The 17221-nt window shown below is 70.6% G+C and carries 14 protein-coding genes; 7 read left to right on the top strand and 7 right to left on the bottom strand.

All coding sequences use genetic code 11. The annotated features are described in order from the left end of the window. Positions 1-239 precede the first annotated feature (239 nt). From ACQ859_RS27630 to corA, 5 genes are all read left to right on the top strand, one after another. The gene (locus ACQ859_RS27630; protein ID WP_431263664.1) at positions 240-1298 is read left to right on the top strand and encodes a Fe(3+) ABC transporter substrate-binding protein; all 1059 of its coding nucleotides are present in this window, start codon (positions 240-242) and stop codon (positions 1296-1298) included. A 4-nt stretch (positions 1299-1302) separates the two neighbouring features. After that, complete coding sequence (locus ACQ859_RS27625) at positions 1303-3033, top strand: ABC transporter permease (protein WP_431263663.1); 1731 nt, start codon at positions 1303-1305, stop codon at positions 3031-3033. After that, entirely contained in the window at positions 3030-3710 is a 681-nt protein-coding gene (locus ACQ859_RS27620; RefSeq protein ID WP_431263662.1) for an ABC transporter ATP-binding protein, read from the top strand. The genes ACQ859_RS27625 and ACQ859_RS27620 overlap by 4 nt, the downstream gene beginning before the upstream one ends. Before the next feature lie 17 nt (positions 3711-3727). Then, the gene (locus ACQ859_RS27615; RefSeq protein ID WP_431263661.1) at positions 3728-4726 is read left to right on the top strand and encodes a GNAT family N-acetyltransferase; all 999 of its coding nucleotides are present in this window, start codon (positions 3728-3730) and stop codon (positions 4724-4726) included. Positions 4727-4836: 110 nt separating this feature from the next. Further along, complete coding sequence (gene corA, locus ACQ859_RS27610) at positions 4837-5805, top strand: magnesium/cobalt transporter CorA (protein WP_431263660.1); 969 nt, start codon at positions 4837-4839, stop codon at positions 5803-5805. 199 nt (positions 5806-6004) lie between these two features. Here corA and ACQ859_RS27605 read toward each other — a convergent pair whose 3' ends face one another. The 5 genes from ACQ859_RS27605 to ACQ859_RS27585 all read right to left on the bottom strand — a co-directional run bounded on the left by ACQ859_RS27605 (position 6005) and on the right by ACQ859_RS27585 (position 12081). Beyond that, positions 6005-7069, bottom strand: coding sequence for a tartrate dehydrogenase (locus ACQ859_RS27605; RefSeq protein ID WP_431263659.1), 1065 nt, complete (start codon positions 7067-7069; stop codon positions 6005-6007). Between the two features lie 89 nt (positions 7070-7158). Then, positions 7159-7959 carry a 4-hydroxy-2-oxoheptanedioate aldolase gene (gene hpaI / locus ACQ859_RS27600; protein WP_431266673.1) on the bottom strand — a complete coding sequence of 267 codons (801 nt, stop codon included), beginning with the start codon at positions 7957-7959 and terminating at the stop codon, positions 7159-7161. A 53-nt stretch (positions 7960-8012) separates the two neighbouring features. Further along, positions 8013-9464, bottom strand: a complete 1452-nt coding sequence (locus ACQ859_RS27595; RefSeq protein ID WP_431263658.1) for an NAD-dependent succinate-semialdehyde dehydrogenase — start codon at positions 9462-9464, stop codon at positions 8013-8015. Positions 9465-9493: 29 nt separating this feature from the next. Continuing rightward, a complete protein-coding gene (locus tag ACQ859_RS27590) occupies positions 9494-11020 on the bottom strand; it encodes a UxaA family hydrolase (RefSeq protein WP_431266672.1) in 1527 nt (508 codons plus the stop codon). A 62-nt stretch (positions 11021-11082) separates the two neighbouring features. Beyond that, positions 11083-12081 carry a tripartite tricarboxylate transporter substrate binding protein gene (locus tag ACQ859_RS27585; protein ID WP_431263657.1) on the bottom strand — a complete coding sequence of 333 codons (999 nt, stop codon included), beginning with the start codon at positions 12079-12081 and terminating at the stop codon, positions 11083-11085. A gap of 219 nt (positions 12082-12300) precedes the next feature. On the opposite strand from ACQ859_RS27585, the gene ACQ859_RS27580 reads away from it, so the two are divergent. Then, positions 12301-13293, top strand: coding sequence for a LysR substrate-binding domain-containing protein (locus ACQ859_RS27580; protein WP_431263656.1), 993 nt, complete (start codon positions 12301-12303; stop codon positions 13291-13293). Here ACQ859_RS27580 and ACQ859_RS27575 read toward each other — a convergent pair. Beyond that, positions 13245-13643, bottom strand: a complete 399-nt coding sequence (locus ACQ859_RS27575; protein ID WP_431263655.1) for a hypothetical protein — start codon at positions 13641-13643, stop codon at positions 13245-13247. The two genes, ACQ859_RS27580 and ACQ859_RS27575, sit on opposite strands and share 49 nt — an antisense overlap. Continuing rightward, a complete protein-coding gene (locus ACQ859_RS27570) occupies positions 13637-14260 on the bottom strand; it encodes a hypothetical protein (protein ID WP_431263654.1) in 624 nt (207 codons plus the stop codon). Before ACQ859_RS27570 ends, ACQ859_RS27575 begins: the two co-directional genes overlap by 7 nt. Positions 14261-14672: 412 nt before the next feature. Between ACQ859_RS27570 and ACQ859_RS27565 the strand changes: the two genes are divergently transcribed. Beyond that, positions 14673-17213 carry a hypothetical protein gene (locus tag ACQ859_RS27565; protein ID WP_431263653.1) on the top strand — a complete coding sequence of 847 codons (2541 nt, stop codon included), beginning with the start codon at positions 14673-14675 and terminating at the stop codon, positions 17211-17213. The last annotated feature ends 8 nt before the right edge of the window (positions 17214-17221 follow it).

Genomic DNA, 17221 nt, shown 5'->3' with positions numbered 1-17221 from the left:
GGACTGAGGGAAGCCTGAAAAACTGAAGGAAACCTGAAGGAAACCTGAAGGACCGGGCCGGCGTCGCTGCCGCCCGGGACCCGGTTATCCCTGCGGACCTTCGCAGCTTTTGTCTCCTTCCGCCCGGCGGACGGGGCGCCTACATTGCGCGTCGTCCAGATGAGAGTCGTTCTCATCGACGGAGCCTGATGTTCCCGGCCCACCCCGTCCACCCGGACGCCAGAGAAAGAGACCCGACGATGCGCCGCCCCGACCTGTCCCTCCGTCCGATCCACGCCGCCGCGCTGGCCCTGGCCGCCGCCATGCTGATGCCGGTCGCCGCCCAGGCCAACGTGCCTGCGGGCGGTGAGCTGACGCTCTACACGACGCGCGAGGTCGCGCTCGTGCAGCCCCTGCTGTCGGCGTTCACCGCGAAGACGGGGACCAAGGTCAACACGGTGTTCGTCAAGGACGGACTGCTGGAGCGGGTGAAGGCGGAAGGCGCGCGCTCGCCGGCCGACCTGCTGATGACGGTGGACGTGGGCAACCTGGTCGACCTCGTCGAAGGCGGCGTGACACAGCCGCTGAAGTCGGCCGAGATCGATTCGGCCGTGCCCGCGAACCTCCGTGCCGCGGACGGTCAATGGACCGCGCTGTCGCTGCGCGCCCGCGTGCTCTACGCTGATCCGTCCTTGAAGACCGCCGCGATCCGCTACGAAGACCTGGCCGATCCGAAGTGGAAGGGCAAGGTCTGCACGCGCTCGGGCCAGCACCCGTACAACACGGCGCTGGTGGCCGCGATGATCGCGCACGACGGCGAAGCGAAGACCGAGCAATGGCTGCGCGGCCTGAAGGCCAACCTCGGCCGCAAACCCACCGGCGGCGACCGCGACGTGGCGCGGGACATCCTCGGCGGCATCTGCGACGTCGGTCTGGCCAACTCCTACTACGTCGGCCAGATGAAGTCGTCCAAGCCGGGCAGCGACGCCCGCAAGTGGGGTGACGGCATCCAGGTGCTGAAGCCGACCTTCGCGAAGGGGTCGGGCACGCACGTCAACATCAGCGGCGCCGCGGTGGCCAAGCATGCGCCGAACAAGGCGGCCGCACAGGCGCTGATGGAGTTCCTCGTGTCCGAGCCGGCGCAGCAGCTCTACGCGCAGACCAACTACGAATACCCGGTGCGGGCCGGCGTCACGCTGGATCCGCTGATCCAGTCGGCGATCGGTCCGGTGAAGGCCGATGCGCTGCCGCTGACGGAGATCGCGCGCCATCGCAAGCAGGCCAGCCTGCTGATCGACAAGGTCGCCTTCGACCAGTGATCGCGTGAGGAGCGCCCTCGGCCGGCCGCGCGCGGTCGGTCCGCTGTGGAGCGCGACGGCCTTGGCCATCGCGCTCGTCGTCCTGGCCCCGCTGGGCGCGTTGGCCTGGACGGCGCTGGGCGCCGGCGCCGCGCACTGGGCCCATCTGTTCGAGCACGTGCTGCCGCGCGCGGCCGCCCAGACGGTGACGCTGCTGGCCGGCGTCGGCGTGCTGACGGCGGTCGTCGGCACCGGCTGCGCCTGGCTCGTGACGCGCGTCGACTTCCCCGGCCGCACGGTGCTGCGCTGGGCGCTGCTGCTGCCGTTGACGGTGCCGACCTACATCGCGGCCTACAGCTACGTCGACCTGCTGCATCCGATCGGACCGTTCCAGGGCGCCGTGCGCGCGCTGCTGGGATTCGATTCGCCACGGCAGTTCCGGCTGCCCGACGCCCGCTCGATGGGCGGCGCGGTGCTGGTGCTGTCGGCGGTCCTCTATCCCTACGTCTACCTGAGCATGCGCGCGATGTTCTCGACGCAGCCCGCGCGTCTGATGGAGGCGGCGCGGCTGCTCGGGGAAGGGCCGTGGGGCGCGTTCCGGCGCGTCGCGCTGCCGATGGCGCGGCCGGCGCTCGCGGTCGGCGTGGGGCTGGTGCTGCTGGAGGTGCTGAACGACGTCGGCGCGTCCGAGTTCCTCGGCGTGAGCACCTTGACCACCACGATCTACACGACCTGGGTCACGCGCTCCGACCTCGGCGCCGCGGCGCAGATCGCCTGCGCGATGCTGGCCATGGTGGCGCTGCTGGTCTGGCTGGAACGGCAGGGCCGCCGTCACCTGCGCGCGGACAGCGTGCGCGCGATGCGCGCCGCGACACGCCCGCGGCTGCGCGGCGCATCGGCATGGCTCGCGACGGCGGCGGCCTCGTTGCCGGTGCTGATCGGCTTCGTGCTGCCGGCCGGGCACCTGGTGGTGCTGGCCTGGAAGCGCGCCGCCGAGGGCCACGGGCTGTCGGCGGAAATCCTGTCCGGCGCGATGCATTCTGCGGCGCTCGCCTCGAGCGTGACGGCGATTGCCGTCGTGGCTGGACTGGTCGTCGCGTGGGCTGCCCGATCGACGGGCGGCGCGGGACGTCCGCGCGCGTGGTGGCTGGGCAGCGCGGCCCTGGGTTACGCGATCCCCGGCACGGTCCTGGCGATCGGCCTGCTGCCGCCGGCGCTGGCCGTCGACGGCTGGGTCGCGGAGCGGCTGGGCCTGCCCGGCCTGCCGCTGATGAGCCTCGGCGCGGTGCTCGCGGTGGCCTGCGTGATGCGTTTCCTGGCGCTGCCGATCGGGAGCGTCGAGGCCGGCCTGGCGCGTCTGCCGCCGCCGCTGGAGCAGGTCGCGCGCTGCCTCGGCGAGACGCCGCTCGGCACGCTGCGGCGGGTCCATCTGCCGCTGCTGCGGCCGGCGCTCACGACGAGCGCGCTGCTGGTCTTCATCGACGTGATGAAGGAGCTCCCCGCATCGCTGCTGCTGAGACCCGCCAACGTGGAGACGCTGCCGACGCTGCTCTACGCCGAGGCCGCGCGCGGCAGCTACGAGCACGGCGCGCTCGCGGCGCTGCTGATCGTGGCGGTCGGCCTGCCGGCGGTGCTGCTGCTGAGCCGCGAGCCCGTGGCGCCGACCTCATCCACGCCGCCCGAGCCCGCCGCGCCGCACACCAGATCCGAGGCGAAGACTTCTGTCCCCCTCGCCGCCATGAAAGAAGCCACATGAGCACGCTCGCCCTCGAGGACCTCCAGGTCCGCTATCCGGGCGCCGATGCCTTCGTCCTGAACGGGCTGTCGCTGTCGCTGCCCTTGGGCAGCATCGCCTGCCTGCTCGGCCCGTCGGGCTGCGGCAAGAGCACGGCATTGCGCGCGATCGCCGGTTTCGAGCCGCTGAGCGAGGGTCGGGTCTTGCTGGGCGACCGCATGCTGTCCGGCCCCGGTGTCCACCTCCCGCCCGAGCAGCGCGGCGTCGGGCTGCTGTTCCAGGAGATCGCCTTGTTCCCGCACCTGACGGCAGCGGCGAATGTGGGCTTCGGCCTGCGCCGTCGGCCGGGGGCCGAGCGAGACCAGCGGGTGCGCGAGTTGCTGGCGCTCGTCGGTCTCGCGGAACTGGGCTCGCGCATGCCGCATGAGCTGTCCGGGGGACAGCAGCAACGGGTCGCACTCGCCCGGGCGCTCGCACCGTCACCGCGCCTGTTGCTGCTCGACGAGCCGTTCTCCAACCTCGACAGCGCGACGCGCGACCGGCTCGTCGTCGAAGTGCGCGACATCCTGCGCGCCGCCGGCCAGACCGCGCTGATGGTCACGCACGATCCCGAGGAAGCCGAGGCGATGGGCGACTGGATCGGCGTGATGACGAGCGGACGGCTCGTGGCATGGCGACCGACTCGGGTAGCGGCGTAGCGCATCGCGGTCATTGAATGTTCCGCTGGGAAGCGGAGCATCGCGGGCTTCTTCACGACGGAGTCCGTATGCGACGCGGAATTGCTGGGTGCCATGAATATTCGATTGCCGGTGGCGAGGTGTGCCAGGCCTTTGTGCCCACGCCGCTGCCGCCGCGACCCTCCCTGATCCTCGACATGGACCTCGAGCACTGCCTGGACCTCGCGAACCTCGCATTGGGCCGGCTGGATGGGATGTCGGCGCTGATGCCGGCCCCCTCCGTCCTGCTGTACAGCTACATCCGCAAGGAAGCGGTGCTGTCGTCTCGGATCGAGGGCACCCAGTCCTCGCTGGCGGACCTGATGCTGTACGAGGCGGAAGGCGCGCCCGGCCTGCCCTTGGACGATGCGCGGGAGGTGTCCTGCTACGTGTCCGCCCTGGAGCATGGGATCGACCAGGTGCGCCGCGGGATGCCGCGCGTCGGTGCTGATGGATCTCGGATTGATCCGCCGGCTATGCGGAACGGCCGGCGAGCCGATCTTCGTGTACACCGCCTATCTCGACCTGCTGAACTGCGAAGACCCATGAGCTTCTTCATCCGCTCCGCCGTGCCTGCCGACATCGCCGCCTGCATCGCCCTGCGCGGCCGGACGCGTGAGAACGCCGTGCCCGCGGCCCGTCTGGCTGAACTCGGCATCACGGAGGCGTCCTGGTCCGGCCAGGTCCGCGACGGCGAACTGCCGGGCTTCGTCGCCGAGGCCGGAGGCGTGCTGGCGGGCTACTGCTTCGGGGACGCCGGCAGCGGCGAGATCGTCGTGCTCGCGCTGCTGCCCGAACACGAGGGCCACGGTCTCGGACGCGCGCTGCTGGAGCGCACCGTCGCGCATCTGCGCGGGCTGGGCCATCAGCGGTTGTTCCTCGGCTGCTCGGACAACCCGGCGCATCGCTCGCACGGCTTCTACCGGCGGCTCGGCTGGCGGCCCACCGGCGAGCGCGACGGCCTCGGCGACGAGGTGCTGGAACTGCTGCCCGGCTGAGCCCCCGAACTGGGCGGCTTCCCCTCGGTTTCTCTTGATGCGACCTTGATGCCGGACGGGCTACGCTCGCCCTGAGCGTTTCTGCATTCAAGAACAAGCGAGACATCCCCATGCTCATCAACTGCGTCGCCTACCGCGACGGCCGCCGGCTGGCCGATATCCAGCCGGAAGAGATCAGCGACTACCTCAAGCTGCCCGACTGCTTCGTCTGGGTCGCCCTGCGCGACGCGTCGACCGACGAGGTCCTCGCGATGAAGGAGGAGTTCGACCTGCATGAGCTCGCCGTCGAGGACGCGTTGCACGGCCAGCAGCGGCCCAAGGTCGAGGAGTACGGCGACACGCTGTTCGCCGTCATGCAGACCGTGCAGTTCACGCCGACCGACGAACTCTGCACCGGCGAGGTGTCCATCTTCGTCGGCAACAACTTCGTGCTGTCGATCCGCAACCGCGTCGCGCAGAGCCTGCTGGGCGTGCGCGCCCGCGCGGAGAAGGAGCCGCACATGCTCAAGCGCGGTCCCGGCTTCGTGATGTACGCGATCATGGATGCGATCGTGGACCGCTACTTCCCGGTGATCGAGGCGCTGGAGACCGAACTCGAGGCGATCGAGTCGCAGATCTTCGAGCCGGGCGTCACGCGCGAGAACATCCGCCGGGTCTATGAACTCAAGCAGCGCGTGACCGTGGTCAAGCACGCCGTGTCGCCCTTGCTGGATGCCGTCGGCAAGCTGGTGCGCGGCCGCGTGCCGCCGGTCTGCGAGGACACCCGCGAGTACTTCCGCGATGTCTACGACCACCTGGAGCGCATGCAGTCGGCGCTCGACTCGCTGCGCGATACCGCGACGACGGTGATCCAGGTCCACCTGTCGATGGCGGCGATCGAGGATTCGGAAACCACCAAGCGCCTCGCGGCGTGGGCCGGGATCTTCGCGGCGGCCACAGCGTTCGCCGGCATCTGGGGCATGAACTTCGAAGTCATGCCGGAGCTGAAATGGCGCTTCGGATATCCCGTCGCGCTCGGCGTCATCGCCGCGACTTGCGGCGTGCTCTTCTGGCGCTTCAGAAAGGCCGGCTGGCTGTAGCTTCTGCCTGCCTGCCTGCCTGCCTGCCTGCCTGCCTGCCTGCGCGCTGAGCCTCTTACTCCCTCTCCCGCTTGCGGGAGAGGGCAGGGGTGAGGGCCAGCGGCGGTGGAAGTACGCAAGCCTGGGGTTGAGGGGGTGCGACGGCAGCTGGCCCTCACCCCCACCCTCTCCCGCAAGCGGGAGAGGGAGTAACACCGACTCAGATCAGCTCAGCGATCGCCTTGCCCATCTCCGTGGTGTTGGCCGTGCCACCCAGGTCGCCCGTGCGTGGACCCGACGCCAGCGTCTTTTCGATCGCCTTCAGGATCGCGTCATGCGCGTCCTGCTCGCCGAGGAACTGCAGCATCAGCGCGCCGGACCAAATCATGGCGACCGGGTTGGCGATGTTCCTGCCGTAGATGTCCGGCGCCGAGCCGTGCACCGGCTCGAACAGCGACGGGAAGTTGCGCTCCGGATTCAGGTTGGCCGACGGCGCCAGGCCGATCGTGCCGGTGGTCGCCGGTCCCAGGTCCGACAGGATGTCGCCGAACAGGTTGGACGCGACCACCACGTCGAAACGCCCCGGCTGCAGCACGAAGCGCGCGCTCAGGATGTCGATGTGCTGCTTGTCCACGGTGACCGACGGATACCCCGCGCCGACCGCGTCCGCGCGCCCATCCCACCACGGCATCGAGATCGCGATCCCGTTGCTCTTGGTCGCGACCGTCAGGTGCTTGCGATCCCGGCTCTGCGCCAGGTCGAACGCGTACTTCAGCACCCGGTCCGCGCCGAAGCGCGAGTAGACCGATTCCTGGATCACGATCTCTCGATCCGTGCCCGCGTACATCACGCCGCCGAGGTTGGTGTATTCGCCCTCGGTGTTCTCGCGCACGACGAAGTAGTCGATCTCGCCCGGCTTGCGGTTGGCCAGCGGGCAGGGCACGCCTTCGAACAGGCGCACCGGACGCAGGTTGATGTACTGGTCGAATTCGCGGCGGAACTTCAGCAGCGAGCCCCACAGCGAGATGTGGTCCGGCACCGTCGCCGGCCAGCCCACCGCGCCGAAGAAGATCGCGTCCTGGCCTTCCAGCTGCGCCTTCCAGTCGTCCGGCATCATCTGGCCGGTCTCGGCGTAGTAGTCGCAGCTGGCCCACTCGATGTGGGTGAACTCGAACTGGATGCCGAAGCGCTTCGCGGCGGCGTCCAGCACGCGCAGGCCCTCGGGCATCACTTCCTTGCCGATGCCGTCGCCGGGGATGACGGCGATCTTGTACGTCTTGCTCATGGTCGTGCTTTCAACGGAGATCAGAAGGCGCGCGGCGGAGGCCGTCCGGGAGGTTCAACGGTCCGCGCGCGACGGTGCGTTCAGTGCGTTCAGTAGGGCGAGCCGGTCGGAGCCGGCAACGGCGGGGCCAGGTCGAAGTCTGCCGCAAGCCGCCGCGTGGCCTGTGCGAGCAGCGTGACGTCGATGCCCACGGCCACGAAGGTCGCGCCCAGCGACAGGTAGTGCCGCGCGAGCTTCGCGTCGCCGGTCAGCGTGCCGGCAGCCTTGCCGCTGGCGACGATGGTGCGGATCGCGTTGTCGATGGCCGCCTGGACTTCCGGGTGCGTCGGATTGCCGCGATGGCCCATCGAGGCCGCGAGGTCCGCCGGCCCGATGAACACGCCGTCGACGCCGTCCACGGCGCAGATCGCCGCGAGGTTCTTCAGCGCCGTCGCGGTCTCGGCCTGCACCAGCACGCAAGCCTCGCTGTCGGCTTCATCGAGGTACTGGCGACGCAGGCCCCAGCGCGACGCACGGGCGACCGCGGCACCGACGCCGCGCACGCCCAGCGGCGGATAACGCGTCGCCGAGACCACTGCAGCCGCCTGCTCGGCGGTGTCGATCATCGGCACCAGCAGCGTCTGCACGCCGATGTCGAGCAGCTTCTTGATGCCGTCCTTGTCCGCGTTGACCGCGCGCACCACCGGGTGCGCCGGGTAGGGCGCCACGGCCTGCAGCTGCTGCAGCGTGCTGGTGAGCTCGTTGGGCGCGTGCTCGCCGTCGATCAGCAGCCACTGGAAACCGGCGGTCGCGCAGACTTCGGCGCTGTAAGCCTGCGCCATCGACAGCCACAGGCCGACCTGCGGCCGGCGCGCGGCCAGGCCCTGCTTGAAGGTGTTGGAGAAGTTCATGGAGGCGCTCATGGCAGCAGGCGTCGAAGCGTTCGTCGAGTGGCCGGAGGCGCTCACGACAGTCCGCCCTGGCAAACGTACTTGATGTGGAGGTAGTCGTCGAGCCCGTGCGTGGAACCCTCGCGGCCGTAGCCGGATTCCTTGACGCCGCCGAAGGGCGCGGACTCGGCCGCGATCGCGCCCTCGTTGAGGCCGACGATGCCGCTCTCCAGCGCGTCGGCGACGCGCCAGGCGCGGGCGATGTCCCGCGTGTAGAAGTAGGCCGCCAGGCCGAACGGCGTGTCGTTCGCCGCGGCGACGACCTCGTCCTCGTGCTCGAAGCGGAACACCGGCACGACGGGACCGAAGGTCTCCTCGTGCCAGAGCAGCATCGCCGTCGTCGCGCCGGTCAGCACGGTCGGGGCGAAGTAGTTGGGGCCGGTCGCGATCTTGTTGCGCACGCGCTCGCCGCCAGTGATGACCAGGGCGCCGTGCTCGACGGCGTCGTCGACGTGGCGCTCGATCTTGTCCAGCGCACGGGCGTTGATCATCGGACCGATCTGCGAGTCGGGACGGCTGGCCGGTCCGACCTTCAGCGCCCGAACGCGGGCCGCGAGCTTCTCGACGAACAGGTCGTGGATGCCCGCCTGCGCGAACACGCGGTTCGGGCACACGCAGGTCTGGCCGCCGTTGCGGAACTTGGCCGCCATCAGGCCTTCGACGGCCGCATCGACGTCGGCGTCGTCGAAGACGATGAAGGGGGCGTTGCCGCCGAGCTCCAGCGACAGCTTCTTCAGCGTCGACGCGGATTCACGCGCCAGGTGCTTGCCGACCGGCGTCGAGCCGGTGAAGGTGATCTTGCGGACGCGCGCGTCGGCCAGCCAGACGTCGACGACTTCCGGCGTGCGCTCGCGCGAGGCGCACACGATGTTGAGCACGCCCGGCGGCAGACCGGCCTCGACGGCCAGTGCCACCAGCGCGAGCGAGGTCAGGGGCGTGTCCTCGGCCGGCTTGGCGACGACGGTGCAGCCGGCGGCCAGCGCCGGCGCGATCTTGCGGGCGATCATCGCGGCCGGGAAGTTCCACGGCGTGATCGCGGCGACGACGCCGACCGGCTCGCGCAGCGCGAGCATACGACGGCCTTGCACCGGCGCGGGGATGACCTCGCCGTTCGAGCGCGTCGCTTCCTCGGCGAACCACTCGACGTAGCTCGCCGCATAGGCGACCTCGGCGCGGCCCTCCGCGAGCGGCTTGCCTTGCTCCTGCGAGATCAGTGCGCCGAGCCGGTCCTGATCGCGCAGGATCAGATCGTTCCAGCGCTTGAGGATGGCGGCGCGCTGCTTGGCCGGCACCGTGCGCCAGCCGGCGAAGGCGGCGTGCGCGGCGTCGACCGCGGCGAGCGCATCGTCGGCGCGACTGTCGGGCACCTCGGTGATGAGGCTGTCATCGGCGGGATCGAGGACCGGGAAGCGGTCGCCCGCGGCCGCGTCGCACCAGCGACCGGCAATGTGGTTCTGCGTCTGCATGGAGACCTCAGGGTCAGGAAGGGGAAGGCTCAGCTCACGATGCCCAGATGCCAGGGCACGAACTCGTGATCGCCGAGGCCGAGCAGCTCGCTCTTGGTCGGCTCGCCCGACGCCGAGCGCAGGATGTGCTCGAAGATCTGCTGCCCCATCTGCTCGATGGTCAGCGCACCGTCGATGACGAGGCCGCAGTTGATGTCCATGTCCTCTTCGAGGCGCGTGAACATCGGCGTGTTGCTGGCCAGCTTGATCGTCGGCGCAGGCTTGGAGCCGAACATCGAGCCGCGCCCGGTGGTGAAGCAGATGAGGTTGGCGCCGCTGGCGATCTGGCCGGTGACGGCCACCGGGTCGTAGCCCGGCGAGTCCATGAACACGAAGCCCGACTGCTCGATGGGCTCGGCGTATTCGTAGACTTCCTGCAGCGGCGTGGTGCCGCCCTTCATCGCGGAGCCCAGCGACTTCTCGAAGATGTTGGCCAGCCCGCCCGCCTGGTTGCCCGGGCCGACGACGCCGTTGAACTGACCGTTCTGGCCGCGGGTGTACTCCTCCCACCAGGCCAGCCGGTCGAGCAGCTTCTGCCCGACCTCGGGCGTGACCGCGCGGCGGGTGAGCATGTACTCGACGCCGTGGATCTCCGGCGTCTCCGACAGGATGGCGGTGCCGCCGTGGCGCACGAGGATGTCCATCGCCGCGCCCAGCGCCGGGTTGGCGCCGATGCCGGAGAAGCCGTCCGAGCCGCCGCACTCCAGGCCGATCTTCAGGTGTGCGGCGCTGACCGGCTGCCGCGTCACGCGGTTGGCGATGGGCAGCATCGCCTCGACGGCGCGGATGCCGGCCGCTATCGTGGCGCGCGTGCCGCCGGTGTCCTGCATCACCAGCGTCTTCAGCGTCTCGCCGGGGACCAGGTGTTGCGACTCCATCAGGCCGGCGACCTGGTTGCGCTCGCAGCCCAGGCCGACGATCAGCGCGCCGCCCAGGTTGGGATGCTTCGCATACCCGGCGATCGTGCGGCGCAGCAGGTCGAAGTGGGGGCTCGGCGACGACATGCCGCAACCGGTGGTCTGCGCGAAGGCGACCACGCCGTCGACGTTCGGATAGTCCTTCAGACGCTCCGGGGTGAAGTGCTCGGCGATGCGATTGATCGCCGTCGACGAGCAGTTCACCGACGCCAGGATGCCGATGAAGTTGCGCGTCGCCACGCGGCCGTCGGCGCGCACGATGCCCATGAAGGTGGCGCGCTCCGACTCGGGCAGATAGTCCACCGGCTTCACATCGGCGCCAAAGGCCGGATCGCGGTCGAACTCCACCAGCGCGATGTTGTGCGCGTGCACGTAGTCGCCGGGTTCGATGTCGCGCGCGGCGACGCCGATCACGGCGTTGTACTTGCGGATCGGTTCACCCGCCGCGATGCGACGCGCCGCGATCTTGTGGCCGGCGGGGACCTGCGCCTTCAGGCGCAGACCGAATTCCGGCAGCTCCTGGCCCAGCGTCAGCACCTGGCGCGCGATCAGGACGTTGTCGTCGCGATGCAGGCGCAGCAGCGGCGACGAGGTCGCCATCGCGGCCGATGCGGCCGCGACCGCGTCGGAGGTGGTGGCGCCGGCCGAGGTCGACGTCATGCTCAGCCCTTCGCCAGCAGTTCGCGCAGCTTCAGGCGCTCGATCAGCTGCGTGTCCTTGCGGTAGGTGGCGGCGATGTACTTCTCGTAGTCGGGCTGGTCGAGGTACATCACCGGCGAGTCGATGCGGTCGCAGGTGGCAATGAAATCCGGATCCGCGGCCGCCTTGCGGAACGCGTCGCGCAGCTTGGCAACGACCGCCGGGTCCATGCCCTTGGGGGCGCCGATCCCGTTGGGCGCGTCGACGACCAGGTCGTAGCCGGCTTCCTTGAGCGTGGGCACGTTGGCGAAGTCCTTGGTGCGCGTCGCGCCCCAGGTGACCAGCAGGCGCAGCTTGCCGGACTTGACGTGCGGGGCCCACGAGGTGGAGTCCGCCACCGCGTCCACCTGGCCGCCGAGCAGGTCCTGCAGCGCCGGCGCGCCGCCCTTGTACGGGATGTGGTTCAGCTGGATGCCGGCGAGCAGGTTGAACTCCTCCATGCCGACGTGGGTGGCGCCGCCTATGCCGGCGCTGCCGTAGTTGATCATCCCGGGCTTGGCCTTGGCGGCGCCGACGAACTCGGCCAGGGTCTTCCACGGCGAGTCGGCGCGCACCACCAGCCCGAAGGTCTGGCCGTTGACGCGGGCGAGGTAGGTGAAGTCCTTGAGCGGATCGAGCTGCACGGTGCGCAGCTGCGCGAAACGGGTCACCGAGATGGGCACCTGGCCGATCGTGTAGCCATCGGGCTTGGACGTCGACAGCACCTTGGTGCCGAGCATGCCGGAGGCACCGGCGCGGTTCTCGATGATGATGGTCTGGCCGAGGACCTTGCCCGCGGCCAGGCACAGCGAGCGCATCGTCACGTCGGCGGTGCCGCCGGCGGGCCAGGGGCAGATGAAGGTGATGGCGCGCTCGGCGGGATACGCGGCGGCATTCGCCAGGCGCGGCAGCGCGAGGGCGCTGGCGCCGAGGCCGGCGGCGCCGGCGAGCAGGACGCGGCGGCGGTCCATGCGGATGGTCATGTCTTGTCTCCTGGCTCGGGATCGATGCTCGCACCGATCGGACTCGTGGGCTGGGGCCTCGTTGGGCGATGGGGCCGATCGGGTGAGGGATCGGGCAACGGCCGCAAGGTCTCTGTGCGATGCATTGTGGGCATCCGCTCCATGCGGCTCAATTGAAGAACTGGACTGCCTTCATGTCATGAACGGAATGAAGGGCCGCCGGGCTTCTAAGATGGGCCCATGAGCCAGATCGACCGCGTCCTCCGTTCCAACCTGAAGCTGCGCCACCTGCAGATGCTGGTGGCGCTCGACCAGTTCCGCCACCTCGGGCGTGCGTCGGAGTTCCTGTCGCAGACGCAGCCGGCGGTGTCCAAGTCGCTGGCCGAGGTCGAGCGCATGTTCGGGCTGGACCTGTTCACGCGCTCCACGCGCGGCACCGAACCGACGCCGTTCGGCGAGGCGGTGGTGCGCTTCGCGCGGTCGGTGCTGTCGGACTTCGCCCGCACCCGCGACGAGATCGACGCGGTGGCCAGCGGCGCGGCGGGACGCGTGAGCGTCGGCGCGATGGTGGTGGCGACGCCGGGGCTGGTGGCCGGCGCGGTCGAGCGGCTCAAGCGTCATTCGTCGCTGACGACCGTCCACATCGAGGAGGGCGACCTGACGCGCCTGCTGCCGCGGCTGCGCGTGGGCGAGCTCGACGTGATCGTCGCGCGGCTGGAGCCGGGTTACGCGTCGCCGGACCTGGCGACCGAGCCGCTGGTCGAGGAGGCGATGCGCATCGTCGTGCGCCCGGACCATCCGCTGGCGACGGCCCGCAAGACGAAGCAGCCTCCGTGGGCCGAGCTGGCGCGCATGCCATGGGTGATGCCGCCCCCGTGGGCCTCGTCGCGGATCAAGCTGAACCAGATGTTCTATTCACAGCAGCTGGATCCGCCGAGCGACATCGTCGAGAGCGCGTCCTTCCTGGTCACGCTGACCTTCCTGCGCCAGCGCGGCGCGGCGGCCTTCGTGGCGGACAACGTCGCGCGCTACCTCGCGAAGGAGGGCCTGGCGAAGGCCCTGCCGATCGACGTGCCGATCGAGCTGCCGCCGGTCGGCCTGCTGACCTTGCGCAACCGCCGCCCGTCGCCGGCGGCGGAGCAGTTCATGAGCTGCTGCCGCGAGGTGGCCGCGGCGCATCGGCCTCACCAGCCCAGGGCGGCGTCCCGGAAGCTGTCCAGGGCCAGTTCGTAGTTCATCTCCCCGAGCAGGCCCACCAGCCGGTCGCGGTCCGCGTTCCACGCATCGACGACATGACGCCAGGCCGGCGCGAACGAGCGGGGCTCGGCCTCGTCGTCCGGGATCTCGGCTTCGATGGAGGCCGGCGGCAGATCCGACGGCAGCATCAGGCGCGAGGGCACGGCGGGCCGGTCCGCATCCTCGTCGTACAGCGCGTCGGCATCGCCGGCGTCGACACCGGAGTCGATGCGCCAGCGGCCGTCGTCCTGCACGGTGATGCGCGGACGCAGCCACGGCTCATGGGCGCGGGGATTCAACAGGTGGCAGCTGCGGCGGCGGGCGTCGACGACCAGCAGGCTCAGCACCGAGCCCCGGCCGTTGGCGAGTTCCTCGACATAGTCGGGATGCTCCGGCGGGCCGTCGACGTCGACGACGAAGTAGCGGTCGTCGATCCACTCCCCGAACCGTTGATCGAGCAGCCGAAGGTCAGCTCCTGCGGATAGGGCAGCAGCCGGCCGTCGAGCCAGAGCGCCGCGCCGTAGGGCATCTCGAAGACGCGGTCGGTGTCGGGGTACTCGGGCGTCCGCCCGTCCTCCCACCAGACGACGGCCCGGTGCAGCCGTCCCGGCGCGTCGGCGATGCGGAAGCCCGCCGTCCGCCATTCGGGCCAGGAGCTCCACACGCGGGACTCGACGCGCTCGTCCAGCCCCATCGCGCGCAGGTCGCGGGTGCTGGCGTGCTGCAACAGATGCTGTGCGAAGTGCCGCCACATCGCCGGGCCGAGCGCGCGGGCGATGGGTTCGGCGTCGCGCAGCCAGTCCAGCAGCAGCGGCACGACGGGCGCCTGGCGGGACCACAGCGCATGCGCGGCGATGGCGCGCGCCCAGCGCCGTTCGAGGGCGCGCACGCCCGGCGCTTCGGGCGTCGGCGGGGAGGTGGCGGGGTCGGTGAGGTCGGCGGACAGGGACAGTCCGGCGGGCATGGCGGGCATCCCGACCGGTGACGGCGGGATGGGCGAAGGCGGCAGGTGGTACAGCGGCATCAGATGGGGCGCACCGGGGTGAGGGAGGCGGTGGCGCACGATCGGGGCAGATGGGAGTCCCGGGGACGGGGGAGTCCGTCGCCGTCGTCGGGGACGCCCGTTCGCGGGGGCCGGGGCCGGGTCTTGCTCGGCGGTGTCCCGCATCGGAAAAAGCTGCCGGCGCCTGTCCCTTCCACGGGGGATGACACCGCGCGCGCGGCGCACCATCCTGAGGACCTGGAAGGGGGATGCCATGACCGAGCCAGGGCCGGGCCCACGGGCGGAGCCGGGGAAGACGGCAGGAAAGACGGCGGAGCGCGGGACGCCTGGCGCGGACGAAGGAGCGGAGGCCGTCCACGCCGCCGGTCCGCGCGTGGCGGTGGTCGCCGTGCACGGCGTCGCGGACCAGGCGACGGGCGCCACGGTGCATGCGCTGGCGGCGCTGCTGACCGCGCGTCCGCCCGGGCAGGTGCGGTACCGCGACGGGACCTGCGACTGTCTGCTGCTCCAGGTCCCGGTCCTCGAAGGCTGCGTGCCGGCCGCCTGCGATCCCGGGGAGCGGCCGTCGCCGATGACGGCGCTGCGGCAGTCGCTGCGGTCGGACTTCCAGCGGACCGGCTGGATGGACGCCTCGGCGCAGGGAGACGGGCAGGACCGGGCGAAGGCCCTGCATTACCAGGCGACGATCCGGTCCGCGCATGCGGCCAAGGGCGCGACCTCGCAGGCGCCGGGCGACCCGTTGAAGGGCGAGCCGGACCTGGGCATCGCCTTTACCGATTACCTGCTCTTCAAGGCGCAGCGCGGCCGGGCCGGGACCGACGCCGTGGAAAGCCAGCGGATCCGCATGACCCGCGAGGATCCGCAGGCGCGGACCTCGCAGCAGGTGGACCTGCACGAGATGTACTGGGCCGACCTGTCGCGGCTGTCGAGCGCGCTGCCGAGCATCCTCACCGAGCTGTTCACCATCCTGTTCCGGCTGTCCAAGCTGGCGCGGGACACGATCGACCAGGCGCGGCACGCCGCCGACGCGGCCGGCGCGCCCGCGGGCATCCGCCGGGGCTGGGCGCGGCTGTCCTGGCTGCAGACGGCGCTGGACTGGTCCTTCGCCCACCTGCTGTCCCAGCTGTTCCTGCAGGCGCTGCTGCTGGGGACCTTCATCGTCGTGATGTCGGTGCTGAACGACGATCCGCGGGGCGAGACGGCGGAACGCGTCCGGACCCTGCTCGCCGTGGGCCTGCCGGCCCTGGGCTTCTGGTGGCTGATCTATCGCCACGTGCGATCGATGCCCGGGCGCGGCCTGCTGCTCCTGGCGGCGGGAGGCGCGGCGTTCGTGCTGAAGCTGTTCGCCGCCGCCTGGGTGCTGGGCCTCCTCGTGCTGGCCGCGCTCGCGCTGCTGTGCGACGCCGGCCTGACGCTCGCGGACCGGCGCTTCGTCGCGACGCGGCTGATCGGCCGGGTCTTCCTGGCGGCGAGCCTCGTCACCATCGCGGCCGTCATGCTCGGTTTCCCGCCGTGGCAGGACCTCTGGATCTGGTGGACCGCCGCGGCGCTGCGCGCCTTCGAGCTGATGCTGATGGGCACCTATGTCTGGTGGATCGCCGCCGCGGCGTTGCTGGTGCCGTGGACCTGGTACGGCGTGCGGCAGGCCGGGCTCGGCGACGCGGCGCGGGCCAGCGTCGCGACGGCGCGGCTGGGGCTGTTCGTGTCCGTCACCTCGTTCACCGCCGTGGGCATGGTGATCTGGGCCGCCGGGCACCAGGTGCTGGAGCGCGCGGCCGGCAAGTGGGGCTACCGGCCGTGGCTGTTCGACCTGCAGTTCGAGGTGGCCACCGATACCTGGGGCTTCCAGCACCGCGCCGCCGACCTGGTCCGCGCGCTGCCGGCGGAGAGCTTCCTGACGCTGCGGTATGTCTACAGCACGGCGACCTTCTTCCTGGTGGCGATGCTGCTGCTGGCGCTGGTGGCCTATGTGCTGGTGTCGCTGCTGCCCAGCGTGCTGGCCGAGCTGCAGCGGGGTGTGGGGACCGCGGGCAACCTGGGACGCTGGCTGACCGGCGGCTACGAGCGGCTCGAGGACTTCATCGCGCTGCTCGCGATCGCGAGCGCGCTGGCCACCACCTACATCGGCGGCGTCTACCTGCTGGACCTGCTGCGCCTGGTGCCGCCGTTCACGGCGGCGGACCTGAAGCAGGCCATCACCGGCACCGGCTTCGCGTCCCAGTCGCTGCTGGCGCCGTTCGTGATCGGCTCGGTGTCGGCGCTGGGCGCGTTGACGCTGTTCGGAAGAACGCTGTCCAAATATGCGCCCTGGCTGCGCGCCCCGCTGGACGCGATGCTGGACGTCGACAACTACCTGCGCGAGTTCCCGCGGAACGCGATCCCGCGCGCCCGCATCTTCGCGCGCTACGTGGCGCTGCTGGAGCACCTGAAGCGGGACGGCGCATCGCGCGTGGTGATCGTGTCGCACAGCCAGGGCACGGTCATCACCGCGGACCTGTTGCGCTACCTGACCTACCGCGCGATGCGCGATCCGGCCAGCCGGGCCGGCCAGTTGGGGCAGTGGCTGCAGGACATCGAGGTCCACCTGTTCACCGCCGGCAGTCCGCTGCGCCAGCTCTATGCGGCGCGCTTCCCCGACCTCTACCACTGGGTCCGGACCGGGCCGTCGCTGGACGAGCTGGGGATCGACCGGTGGACCAACACCTTTGCCGCCGGCGACTACGTCGGACGCTGGATCTGGGAGCCGGCGTCGCCGTCGGCCGAGCAGCAGCCCGGGTTCTACTCGGCGGGCGCGGCGGTGCTCGACGTGCCACCCCGCAAGGATCTCTGCGTCGGCGCGGGCGCGCACACGCACTACTTCGACGCCGACAGCGCGCTGGTCGCGAAGTGCATCGACGAGTTGATCCGTCCCTGAGCCCTGAG

The sequence above is a fragment of the Roseateles chitinivorans genome (assembly GCF_050632235.1).
Taxonomy (GTDB): domain Bacteria; phylum Pseudomonadota; class Gammaproteobacteria; order Burkholderiales; family Burkholderiaceae_C; genus Roseateles; species Roseateles chitinivorans_A.
This window is presented reverse-complemented; position numbering and strand designations above follow the sequence as displayed.

Bases quoted from the DNA above. Each gene is read 5' to 3' on its own strand.
- ACQ859_RS27595 (WP_431263658.1), bottom strand. From the start codon at position 9,464: ATGCAGACGCAGAACCACATTGCCGGTCGCTGGTGCGACGCGGCCGCG.
- ACQ859_RS27605 (WP_431263659.1), bottom strand. From the start codon at position 7,069: ATGAGCAAGACGTACAAGATCGCCGTCATCCCCGGCGACGGCATCGGC.
- ACQ859_RS27620 (WP_431263662.1), top strand. From the start codon at position 3,030: ATGAGCACGCTCGCCCTCGAGGACCTCCAGGTCCGCTATCCGGGCGCC.
- ACQ859_RS27615 (WP_431263661.1), top strand. From the start codon at position 3,728: ATGTTCCGCTGGGAAGCGGAGCATCGCGGGCTTCTTCACGACGGAGTC.
- ACQ859_RS27570 (WP_431263654.1), bottom strand. From the start codon at position 14,260: ATGCCCGCCGGACTGTCCCTGTCCGCCGACCTCACCGACCCCGCCACC.
- corA (WP_431263660.1), top strand. From the start codon at position 4,837: ATGCTCATCAACTGCGTCGCCTACCGCGACGGCCGCCGGCTGGCCGAT.
- ACQ859_RS27630 (WP_431263664.1), top strand. From the start codon at position 240: ATGCGCCGCCCCGACCTGTCCCTCCGTCCGATCCACGCCGCCGCGCTG.
- ACQ859_RS27580 (WP_431263656.1), top strand. From the start codon at position 12,301: ATGAGCCAGATCGACCGCGTCCTCCGTTCCAACCTGAAGCTGCGCCAC.
- ACQ859_RS27585 (WP_431263657.1), bottom strand. From the start codon at position 12,081: ATGACCATCCGCATGGACCGCCGCCGCGTCCTGCTCGCCGGCGCCGCC.
- ACQ859_RS27590 (WP_431266672.1), bottom strand. From the start codon at position 11,020: ATGGCGACCTCGTCGCCGCTGCTGCGCCTGCATCGCGACGACAACGTC.
- hpaI (WP_431266673.1), bottom strand. From the start codon at position 7,959: ATGAACTTCTCCAACACCTTCAAGCAGGGCCTGGCCGCGCGCCGGCCG.